This is a genomic window from Kitasatospora sp. NBC_01302 (assembly GCF_035976515.1).
Classification (GTDB): domain Bacteria; phylum Actinomycetota; class Actinomycetes; order Streptomycetales; family Streptomycetaceae; genus Kitasatospora.
In genome coordinates this window covers 8,873,820-8,883,917 of the sequence record NZ_CP108404.1, presented here as the reverse complement: position 1 = coordinate 8,883,917, position 10,098 = coordinate 8,873,820, and the positions used below count along the sequence as shown (strand labels likewise).

Here is a 10,098-nt window from a genome sequence, read left to right as displayed (position 1 = left end):
GGGGGGCGGGGCGGGTCGGCTCAGGCGGGGCCGATGCGGCGCGCGGTGCGCCCGGATATCTGGACCCGGTCGATCGCCCCGGTGGCGGGGTCGCGGTGGAACCGTCCGCCGGGCTCGGGGCGGCCGGTGTCCGGGTCGACCAGATCGCAGGACAGATCCGGGTAACAGCGCAGCGGGATCGCCAGGTCGCCGTCGACCGAGAGCGTCGGCGAGCCGTCGGGCTCCAGCGCGACGCGGTAGCGGATGCCGCCGTTGGCGTAGGTGCCCGCGCACTCGGGCAGGGCGACGGGGGCGCTCTGGGCCGCGGTGGCGCGCTGGGCCACGGGCGCCATCGCGGCGGGCACCCGGATCCCGGTGAGGCGGGCCAGTTCCTCGGCGAGGTCGCGCCAGAGGGCGGTGGCGGCGCCCGCGTTGCCGGTGAAGGCGACCACCACGCCGCTGTCCGGTTCGACCCGCAGGTGACAGGAGGTGCCCTGGGCGTTGCCGTCGTGGCCGCACCAGAGCAGCCCGTCCTGCCGGAAGAGGGCCGGTCCCAGGCCCCAGCCGTCCGCCAGCGCGCCCGGCCGGGCAGCGGGCTGCGGGCTGCGCATCGCCAGCGCGACGTCCTTCGGCAGCAGCTCGCTGCGGCCGGCCAGGGCACGGCCGAGGGCGGCGAGGTCGGTGGCACTCGCCAGCAGGGCGCCGGCCGGGGCCTCCAGCGGCGCCAGGTTCTGACGTACCGGACGGACCCGGCCGGTGGCGGTGTTGACGGCGTGGCCGGCGGCGACCGGCCGGGCGGCGGCCGGGTCGCCGAGCAACGCGGGCACGGTGCCCAGGGGTTCCAGGAGCAGGGTGCGCACGGCCTCGTGCCACGGCATGCCGGTCACCTCCTCCACCAGCCGGCCGGCGGCGACATAGCCGGCGTTGGAGTAGGAGAAGTCGGTCCCGGGCGGGAAGAGCGCGTCCTGGGCGGTGCACACGGCCGCCAGGTAGTGCGCGGGCGTGGTCCGCCCCGCGGTGTCGGAGTCGGGGCCGGTCGGCAGGCCGCCGGTGTGGCTCAGCAACTGCCGGATCGTTACTGCGGGCAGCTGTCGCAGCTCGGGCAGGTGCTCCGCGACGAGGTCCTCCGGGTCGAGGTCGCCGTCGTCGGCCAGGAGCATCACCAGGGCCGCCGTGTAGGGCTTGGTGAGCGAGCCGAGCGGCACGGCGGTGTCCGCGGTGACGGGCGCACCGGTGGCGGCGTCGGCCGTGCCGGTGTGCAGCGCGATGACCTGCGAGCCGGTGTCCAGGACGAGTTGGGCACCGGGGACGCGGTGCTCGCGGGCCAGGGCGTCGAGCCGCTCCTGCAGCTCTCGCGGTAACAGGAACGGCGCGCGCTCGCGGACCGGGGCGGTGGTGGAGTACAGCATGAGAAGGGGGCTCCCGTGGACTGGGTCTCATGTGCGGGCGTGGCGGCCGGGCGCGGGTGAGCGCGCGGGGCGGCCGGGGCGCGGGTGCGCCGGACCTACCGTCTGACGACCTCGACCGGCAACCGGCGCACGCCGAGGATGACGGCCGGGTTCTGGTAGGCGACGTCCTCGTGGCTGGGGATCGTGAGCGCGCGGAACCGGGTCTGCAGCATCCGCAGGGCGATGTCCGCCTCCAGCCGGGCCAGCGGGGCGCCGAAACAGAAGTGGATGCCGTGGCCGAAGGTCAGGTGGGGATTGGGGTGGCGCCTCACGTCGAAGACGTCCGGGCGCTCGAAGCGGGCCGGATCGCGGTTGGCGGCGCCCAGGTGCGCCATCAGCAGGGTGTCGGCGGGTAGTTCGTGCCCGCCGAGGACCACCGGACGGGTGGTGCGGCGCCCCAGCTCGGGGAAGGGCGGCAGCCAGCGCAGCACCTCCTCGACGGCCTGCGGCAGCAGGCCGGGGTCGGCGCGCAGCGCGGCGTCGACCCCGGGCTGCCGGTCGAAGGTCACCACGGCATTGCCCAGCAGCGCGGTCGTGGTGACGTGCCCGGCGACCAGCAGCAGGGCCACGAAGCCGACCATCTGTTCGTCCGTCAGGCGGACCCCGTTCACCTCGGCGGCGATCAGCCTGCTGGTGAGGTCCTCGCCCGGATCGGCGCGGCGGTTGCGGATGTGCTGCAGGACGTAGCCGTTCATCTCCCGGACGGTGGGGGCGATGGCTTCCAGGGCCCGTTCGAGGTCGGCCATGTCGGGGGCCTCGCCGAGCTGGTCGCCGCCGAACAGGACGCTCGCCCACTCCTGGAAGAGCAGGTGCTCGCCGGCCGGGACGCCGAGCAGTTCGGCGATGACGATGATGGGCAGCGGATAGGCCAGCGCGTCGACCAGGTCGAAGCGGTCGTGGTCCGCGACGGCGTCCAGCAGCTGCGCGCAGACGGCCTCGATGCGCGGCGCCAGCCCCTGCACGACCCGCGGGGTGAACGCCTGGCTCACCAGCGTCCGCAGGGTGCGGTGCTGCGGCGGGTCCATCCCGACGAAGTTGCCCTGCCGGAAGGTCTCGAAGTCCTCCTGGGTGGGAGCGAGGGAGGAGAGGTCCGAGGAGTACGTGACCGGGTCGGCGAGCACGGCGGACACACTTTCGTGGTCCAGGACCTGCCAGACGTCCTGGCTCTCCTCGTAACGCACCGGCCCGGTCTCGCGCAATTTCCGCCAGCGCTCGGGTATGTCCTCCAAACCTACCGAGGAGTACCGTATCTGATGGTCAGTCAAGTCTTCTCCTTGAGCACGGCTCCGATCGGAAGCCGGGGCCGGGCGGGGCAACGCGGGCAGGGCACGGCGAACCGCACCGCGCCGGAGCGCACAAGGGCGTCCGAACGAGGCGGGTGCGACCCAGGCAACGCCCCCAGGGCAGGGGCGAACGGCCCGATGCCGTCGGCCTGTTGTCGAGGCAGAACAGCACGCGGCAGAGCAGCGCGCAGCGGCGCAGGACGCAGCAAACCCCCCAGCATCTCTCCCCTGGCACCACCGGCGAACCCGCCACAGTCTTCACGGTGCGTCACTCTCTCGCAACCCCTTGAGGTTGAACGAGGGTCAACTCTCACGCAAACCGGCCGCGGTGTGATATCCCGGCCGGTCCGCCGCCCTTGCGTCTGCCCGGCCACGGCAGCGTAAACCCCGGAAACCGCGCGGTCGGCGCCCCAACCCGGTAAACTGGAAGGACAGTTGCCACTTGCGTGCCATTTGCGCAGGTGCAGGGCCGGTCACCCGTCAGGGCGCCGACCGGTCCAGACCACGTTCAACTGCCGCGAGGCCCGGTCCGTCGGGCTCCCGGCCGCTTCGAGGAGGTGGAGCGATCCCGAACACCGAACCGGGTGCCGCACCACCGCGCCGCCGGTCGGCTGTAGCCGACCGGCGGCCACGTGGTGCCGACTCGACGCGACGTCATCTCTCTGACGTCACGTCAGATCTTCAACCCGGCCAGCTCCGCCGCCGACAGGGTGAGCCCGGCCGCCGCCGCGGAGTCGCGGATGCTGGCCGGTCGGCGCGCGCCCGGGATCGGGAGCACGACCGGGGACTGCGCCAACTGCCAGGCCAGGGCGATCTGTTGCGGGCTCGCCCCGCGCTCTCGGGCGAGGGCGTGGAACGGGGTGTCCGGGGCCGGTACGGTGCTCGCCGGGTCGTCGACGGCGCTGCGCGAGATCCCGCCGAGCGGGCTCCAGGGCAGGAAGGCCAGGCCCAGCGCGGTGCACAGGTCGAGGGTGTCGCGGGTGGCCTGGTGCGCCGGGGAGAACCGGTTCTGGACCGAGACCAGCCGCGGGCCCAGGATCTCCCGCGCCGTGCGGATCTGCTCGCAGTCCACGTTGGACAGGCCGACCATCCTGATCGTCCCGGCGTCGGCCAGCTCGCGCAGCGCGCCGACCGACTCCGCGAACGGGACGGCGGGGTCCGGCTTGTGCAGCTGGTAGAGGCCGATCGTCGCCACCCCCAGCCGGGCGGCCGAGGCCTCGGCCGCCCGGCGCAGGTGGCGCGGGTCGCCGTCGACCGTCCACGATCCGTCGCCGGGACGGCCGCGACCGCCCTTGGTCGCCACCAGCACCTCGCTCGCGCCGCTGCCGCAGCCGGCCAGCGCGCGGGCGATCAGCCGCTCGTTGTGGCCGACTTCGTCGGCGTGCCAGTGGTAGCTGTCGGCGGTGTCGATCAGTCGCACGCCCGCGTCGAGCGCGGCGCGGACGGTGGCGAGTGCCTGCTCCTCGCCGGGGCGCCCCTCGACGGAGAGCGGCATCGCGCCGAGGCCGATGGCGCCCACCGGGACACCGCCGATGGTGCGGGAGACGCCCGGCCGGGTCCGCGTCATCACTGGGCCTCCTTGACGGCCGCTCGGTTCCGGAGGTCGGTCCGGGTCTCCCGGACGACCTGCGGCAGCCAGTCGGCCACCGACGAGAAGCCGAAGCCCAGGCGCTGCGCCCGGCCGGTGTCCAGCGCGTAGCAGCGCTCGAAGGAGAACGGCGAGAGCTCCTCCCCCGCGCCGACCGCGAGCACCGGGTCGACGCCGACCGCCCGGCCGATCGCCGCGCACAACTCGGCGGCGTCCAGCGCCCCGTGGGAGGCGGCGTTGACCGGACCGGTGAAGTCGGCCGCCGCCGCCCAGGCCAGGAAGCGGGCGATCTCCGGCTCGTGGACGAAGGAGGCGGGCTGGGGCGCGGCGTGCACCGCCACCGGCAGGCCGCCCTCGATCCGCTCGACGTAGTGGGCGAACCGCCCGGTGAAGTCGCCGCCGCCGAGCACGTGCGCGGTGCGGACGACGGCGAGGTCGAAGGGTGCCCGGCGGGTGAGCAGCGCCTCCGCCTGCCGCTTGCCCTCGCCGTAGTGGTCGGCCAGGAACCTCTCGTCGCTCCAGGGCAGTTCGAGGTCCACCGGCCAGGCCGAGGGATCCACGGCCCGCTCCGCGACGGCCTGCCTCCCCGGTCGGCCCCGCTCGGCGTAGACCTCGACCGTGGAGGTCAGCACATAGCGCCGGGTCCGTCCGGCGAAGACCCGGGCGGCGACGGCCGCCTGCCGCGGCGTGTAGCAGACCTGGTCGACCACGACGTCGAAGCTCCGGCCGGCCAGCGCGGCGCGCAGCGCGGCCTCGTCGTCGCGGTCGGCGCACAACCGGGTCACGCCCCGCGGCGGGAGCGAGGAGCCGCGGTTGACGACCGTCACCGCCGCGCCCCCGTCCCGCAGTTCCTCGATCAGCCGCCGCCCGAAATAGCGGCTCCCGCCGATCACGCACACCTGCATGCCGCAGTTCCTCCCTCGGCCCGTTTCCTGACGTCCTCCGACGTCCTCGGCGGCCAGTCTTTCGAATGGTGATCATCAGCAGTAGTGTCTGCTCGGCCACCTCGTCATTAGGAGAACTGTTGATCGACGTCCAGCGACTGGCCGTACTGCGCGAGGTCGCCCGCCACGGCAGCTTCAACCAGGCGGCGCTGACCCTGCACTGCACGCCGTCGGCCGTCTCGCAGCAGATCGCCGCGCTGGAGCGCAGCCTCGGCACACCGGCGGTCGAACGCTCCACCCGCGGCGTCACACTGACGCAGGCGGGGCGTCTGCTGGTGGAGGCCGCGGACGCGATCGCCGCCGAGCTGACCGACGCACAGCAGCGCATCGAGCGCCTGACGGCCGTGCAGACCACGCTCACGGTCGCCACCTTCGCCAGCGCGGGCCGGCGGCTGCTGCCCGCCGCCCTGGCCGGGTTCGTGGCGGACCATCCGGAGGTGGAGCTGACCATCCTGGAGGCGGAGCCGGAGGAGAGCCTGCCCGCGCTCCGCGAGGGGCGGGCCGACCTCGCCCTCGCCTACCACTTCGACGGGCTGCCGCCCGCGCGGCCCGGCGACCGCTCCGGCCTGGACTGGACGCCGTTGGGCACCGACCCGATGCAGGTCGTGCTGCCGCGCAGCCACCCGTCCGTGGCCGACTACCTGGACCGCCCTGAACCGCCGCAGCTGGCCGAACTGGCCGACCAGCGCTGGATCCTGGGCTGCCACAAGTCCGCCGCCCAACTCGCCCGCCACGCCGGGACGCTCGGCGTCGAGCTGCGGATCGCGTGCACCGCGACGGACTACGACTTCGCGCAGTCGCTGGTGCGGGCCGGCATCGGCATCGCGCTGATCCCCGCGATCGGCCTGACCCGGCACCCGGAGCTGGTCGCGTTCCCGCTGGCCGAGCCCGCCCCGCGCCGCCACCTGGGGCTGGCGCTGGCCCGCCGCCGGCGCGGAACCGCCGCGCGGCTGGCCGAGGATCTCGCCGCGCGCCTCGTCGGGCCGTGCGATCGCTGACGGAAGGACAACGGCTCCCGGCCCCCGTCGCATGCGCCGGGGGCCGGGAGCCGGGAAAGTCACCAGCCCGTCGCGGCCGCCCCGCAGGACGGCCCCGACGGGCCACAGGAGGGACTACAGCGTGCCCGACTCCTTGATGACGATCTTGCCCTTGGTGGCGCCGCTCTGCGAGCCCAGGGCCTCGATCTTCTTGACGATCTCCTCGCCCTCGACGACCTCGCCGAAGACGACGTGCTTGCCGTCCAGCCAGTCGGTGACGATGGTCGTGATGAAGAACTGCGAGCCGTTGGTGTTCTTGCCCGCGTTGGCCATGCTGAGCAGGAACGGACGGTCGTGCTTCAGCTGGAAGTTCTCGTCCTCGAACTTCGCGCCGTAGATGCTCTTGCCACCGGTGCCGTTGTGGTTGGTGAAGTCACCACCCTGCAGCATGAAGGCGGGGATCACGCGGTGGAAGCCCGAGCCGGCGTAGCCGAAGCCGTTCTCACCGGTGGCCAGCTCGCGGAAGTTCCGCGCGGTCTTCGGCACCACGTCGTCGAACAGCTTGAAGACGATCCGGCCAAGAGGCTCGTCGTTCACGGTCACGTCGAAGTAGACGTTCGCTCCGGTGTCAGCCATTGTGCGCTCTTTCGCTTGGGTGTCGGAATCCTTACAAGCTGGGAGCTTAGCGTCCTGACGTGCGGTTTGCTGGTACTCCCCGGGGGTCATACCATGGTCGGGCCCCGAGGCGCGCCGGCTGCACCGGTCCGGGCCGCCGGCCGCTGCCCGCCCCGGGGGCGTTCGATTCCGGTGGCCAGCAGGTAGGCGAGGCAGGCCACCGCGAGCAGCGCCGTCCAGAGCCAGGCGCTCCCCCGGTTCAGCAGCCGGGTGAAGAGGCTGGGTGCCAGCACGGCGGCCAGGCTCCAGCAGGTCTGGTGGAGCGCGAAGTACCGTCCGCTCAGGCCCGGCGGGGCGAGCGCGGCCACCAGGTCGGGCAGCACCGGTGAGCAGATGATCTCGCCCAGGGTGAAGGCGAGCAGACCGGCCACCAGCCCGACCGCGACCCACCCGGTGCCGGCCGCGTCCGCCGACCACAGCAGAACGGCGGAGGCCGCGAACATCGCGGCTGCCAGCCGCAGCCGGCGCGGACCGTGGCGGCGGCGCAGCAGCTCCGCCAGCGGCGTCTGCAGGGCCGCGACCAGGGCGGTGTTCCCGGCGATCAGCAGCCCGGCCACCCAGGCGGGACGCCCCAGGAGTCGGGTGGTGTAGAGGGTGAGGACCAGTGGCACCGCCAGCAGGTTGAGGACGAGGAGCAGCGTCACGGCGTTGAGTGCCGCGAAGGAGCGGTCGGCGAGCACCCTCCGGTAGCCGCACGGCGCAGCGGGTGCCGGGGGCACGGCGGGTGCCGGAGCGGCGGCGGGGGCGGGGGCGAGGGCAGCGGCGGTCGCTGGTGGCCGCCACCGGGCGAGCACGCCGGCCGCCAGCAGGAAACTGCCCGCGTCGGCCGCCACCACCAGGCGGCCGCCGGTCGGGCCGGCGCCCGAGGCGAGCACCACGGCCAGCAGTGCGCCGGTCCCGGTGCCCGCGTTGCGCACCACCCGGAGCAGGCCGAACCAGCGCGCCCGGTCCCCCGGTGCACCGACCAGCGTGACCAGGGCGCCGTTCGCCGTCCAGAACAGGCTCTGGCCGGCGTTGGCCAGGAACCCGAAGGCGGTGATCTGCCAGGCGGCTCCGGCCGCCAGGTAGCCGAGGAAGCCGGCCGCCTGCACCGCGTTGGCCAGCACCACCGCGGCGCGGGCACCGATCCGGTCGACCAGCGGGCCGAACAGGGCGGCGCACGGCAGCGCGAGGGCCGCGGCCGCGGAGAGCGCGACTCCGATCGTGGTCAGCGGAAGGCGGGTGGTGTCGAGGAAGTAGAGCAGCGCGTACGGCAGGAAGAGTCCGGAGCCGGCGCTGTCCACCAGCGACGCCGTCAGCAGCGGCCCGGCGCCCCTGACCTGTGGCAGGCCCAGCCGCTCGCGCCGGCTGCGCGCCGGGCGGACCGCCTCCTCGAGGGTCACGCCGCCGCGCCGGTCAGCCGTTGAGGAGGGTCAGCAGTTCGTCGCGGGCCAGGCCGGCCCGGGCGAACTCGCCGTTGATGGAGGTGGAGGTCATCCGGGCACTGGTCCTGATCCCGCGCATGGTCATGCACAGGTGCTCACCGTGCCCGACCACGGCGACGTCCTGGCTGCCGGTGATCCGGATGATGTCGGCGGCGATGTCGGCGACCAGGCGTTCCTGCACCTGCAGCCGGTGCGCGTGCTGGTGGGCGATGCGGGCGAACTTCGACAGTCCCAGCAGCCGTTCGGTGGAGCGGTAGGCGACGCTGATGGAGCAGCTGAACGGCAGCAGGTGGTGCTCGCACAGCGACCAGACCTCGATGCCGGAGACGAGGACCAGCTGCCCGGTGGTGGTGGTCTCGAACAGGGTGGCGACGGTGCCGGGGTCGTAGTCGGTGAACTCCCGCCACCAGCGGGCGAACCGCTCGGGCGTCTCGCGCAGCCCGTCGCGGTCCGGGTCCTCCCCGATCTCCTTCAGCAGGCTGACCGCGAGGCCGACCAGCGGGTCCGGCTCGGTGACGGCGGCGATCTCCATCGCCGCGGCGACGGCCTCCTCGTTCACCCCGATGCCGTTCACCTCGATGCCGTTCACCTCGATGTCGTTCACGGCGATGTCGTTCACGGCGATGTCGTTCACGTCGGTGCTCAACTCAGACGCCCCTTTCCTGTCCCCAGATCAAGGTGTGCAGCCGGGTGGTGAGGTTCCAGCCCCGGGCGATGACCGGGGCCGCCAGCTGGTGCAGGTGCTCCTCGAGGCGTTCGGCGCTCTGCCCCTCGGGCATGATCCACACCGGGTCGAGGCCGTAGCGCGCCACGAGTGCGCCGACCTCCTCCAGATCGGCGGTGTCCCGGCAGACGAACTTGAACGCGGTGCCCGGTGTGCCGGCCAGCGCCCGCAGTGCCGCCGGTCTGATCCGGCGCGCGGCCAGGACCCCCGAATGGGCCAGCTTGGGCGAGACGTTGAACCGCGCGCCCGCCGCGACCAGCGCCGGGTGCGGGACGTGGGTGCCGTTGGTCTCGATCTCCACCTCCATGCCCCGGCCGGTGAGCAGGTCGACCAGCGGCGCCAACCGGGCCTGCTGGCCGAGCGGTTCGCCTCCCGAGATCACGACCAGGCCGACGCCGAGCGCGCCGACCTGCTCCGCGACCGAGGCGACCGAGCGGCGGTGCAGCTCCTGGCGGGGGTCGTAGGCGATGCCGGTGTCGCTGCTGCCGGTCCAGTCCCAGGTGTAGGGCGTGTCGCACCAGCGGCAGGTCAGGTTGCAGCCGCCGAGGCGCACGAAGGCGCAGTGCCGGCCGAGCGAGCGGCCCTCACCCTGGACGGCTAGGTGGGGCCGAAGATTTCGTTGACGACGATCTGCGGTTCCACTGGCATCACCTCCTCGTGGTCTGCGGGCCGGTCCGGGCGCCCGGTCACGGGCGGAACTCGGCCCAGGTCTTGGGCGTCTCGGAGATGCGGACGGCGGAGAGCTCGGGCAGCCGCGCCGACCACTGGTCGTAGATCCAGCGGGCCAGGTTCTCGGCGCTCGGGTTGGACCTGACGATGTCGTTGAGGTGCTGGTGATCGACGGTGGTGTCGATCCACTGCTTGAACGGCGCCAGGTCGCCGTAGTCGCGGACGAATCCGGTCGGGGTCAACTGGTCTGCTTCCGCGGCGAGTTCGACCTCGACCACATAGTTGTGGCCGTGCAGGCGGGCGCACTGGTGCCCGTCCGGCAGGCCGTCGAGCCGGTGGCTGGCGGAGAACGCGAACTGCTTGCTGATCCGCATCGTCACGGGTCTG

General features: G+C 73.4%; 10 protein-coding genes. 1 reads left to right on the top strand and 9 read right to left on the bottom strand.

The window, feature by feature from the left end; all coding sequences use genetic code 11:
- Positions 1-20: 20 nt before the first annotated feature.
- The 4 genes from OG294_RS38760 to OG294_RS38745 all read right to left on the bottom strand — a co-directional run bounded on the left by OG294_RS38760 (position 21) and on the right by OG294_RS38745 (position 5,203).
- On the bottom strand, positions 21-1,388 hold the full coding sequence (locus tag OG294_RS38760; protein ID WP_327071269.1) for a serine hydrolase domain-containing protein: 1,368 nt from the start codon (positions 1,386-1,388) through the stop codon (positions 21-23).
- A 95-nt stretch (positions 1,389-1,483) separates the two neighbouring features.
- The gene (locus OG294_RS38755) at positions 1,484-2,692 is read right to left on the bottom strand and encodes a cytochrome P450 (RefSeq protein WP_327071268.1); all 1,209 of its coding nucleotides are present in this window, start codon (positions 2,690-2,692) and stop codon (positions 1,484-1,486) included.
- A gap of 691 nt (positions 2,693-3,383) precedes the next feature.
- Entirely contained in the window at positions 3,384-4,277 is an 894-nt protein-coding gene (locus OG294_RS38750) for an aldo/keto reductase (protein ID WP_327071267.1), read from the bottom strand.
- Positions 4,277-5,203, bottom strand: coding sequence for a reductase (locus tag OG294_RS38745; RefSeq protein WP_327071266.1), 927 nt, complete (start codon positions 5,201-5,203; stop codon positions 4,277-4,279). Before OG294_RS38745 ends, OG294_RS38750 begins: the two co-directional genes overlap by 1 nt.
- 119 nt (positions 5,204-5,322) lie before the next feature.
- Here OG294_RS38745 and OG294_RS38740 point away from each other — a divergent pair, with 119 nt between their 5' ends.
- Positions 5,323-6,240, top strand: a complete 918-nt coding sequence (locus OG294_RS38740; protein ID WP_327071265.1) for a LysR family transcriptional regulator — start codon at positions 5,323-5,325, stop codon at positions 6,238-6,240.
- A gap of 114 nt (positions 6,241-6,354) precedes the next feature.
- Here OG294_RS38740 and OG294_RS38735 read toward each other — a convergent pair whose 3' ends face one another.
- The 5 genes from OG294_RS38735 to queD form a co-directional block, all read right to left on the bottom strand.
- A complete protein-coding gene (locus OG294_RS38735) occupies positions 6,355-6,855 on the bottom strand; it encodes a peptidylprolyl isomerase (protein WP_327071264.1) in 501 nt (166 codons plus the stop codon).
- Between the two features lie 86 nt (positions 6,856-6,941).
- A complete protein-coding gene (locus tag OG294_RS38730; RefSeq protein WP_327071263.1) occupies positions 6,942-8,276 on the bottom strand; it encodes an MFS transporter in 1,335 nt (444 codons plus the stop codon).
- A gap of 13 nt (positions 8,277-8,289) precedes the next feature.
- Entirely contained in the window at positions 8,290-8,964 is a 675-nt protein-coding gene (gene folE, locus OG294_RS38725) for a GTP cyclohydrolase I (RefSeq protein WP_327071262.1), read from the bottom strand.
- A 1-nt stretch (position 8,965) separates the two neighbouring features.
- Positions 8,966-9,595 (bottom strand): 7-carboxy-7-deazaguanine synthase QueE, encoded by a 630-nt coding sequence (locus OG294_RS38720; protein ID WP_327071261.1) that lies wholly within the window; start codon positions 9,593-9,595, stop codon positions 8,966-8,968.
- A gap of 133 nt (positions 9,596-9,728) precedes the next feature.
- Positions 9,729-10,085 carry a 6-carboxytetrahydropterin synthase QueD gene (gene queD, locus OG294_RS38715; RefSeq protein WP_327071810.1) on the bottom strand — a complete coding sequence of 119 codons (357 nt, stop codon included), beginning with the start codon at positions 10,083-10,085 and terminating at the stop codon, positions 9,729-9,731.
- Between the last annotated feature and the right edge of the window lie 13 nt (positions 10,086-10,098).